Below are 252 nucleotides of genomic sequence, written 5' to 3' on the forward strand. Positions count from 1 at the left end.
AGGCGTACCCAGCGTTTACCAACGATGGGATCGACGAGCTGAAGGAGCGGATCGCCGCCCATACGGCAGAAAGTGATCTGCTCCCGAGGAAACCGTAGCTCCCGCGTCCTTCGCCGGATGGATACGGACCGTCTGCAGCACGTGCTGCTCGATCGGCTCGGTCGCCGGAACGGCATCGACTTCAGTCGAGCGTCCCTCGACAGCGCCTCGATCGCCGCCAAAAGGGGGGCCCGGCGACGGGCCCGAACCCGA

The 252-nt window shown here is 65.9% G+C and carries 1 pseudogene; it reads left to right on the forward strand.

Annotation, left to right across the window (positions count from 1 at the left end):
* Positions 1-129: 129 nt before the first annotated feature.
* Positions 130-252: pseudogene (locus tag ACLBX8_RS32340) on the forward strand (IS5/IS1182 family transposase); the annotation flags it as partial.

The sequence above is a fragment of the Methylobacterium sp. D48H genome, assembly GCF_053345715.1.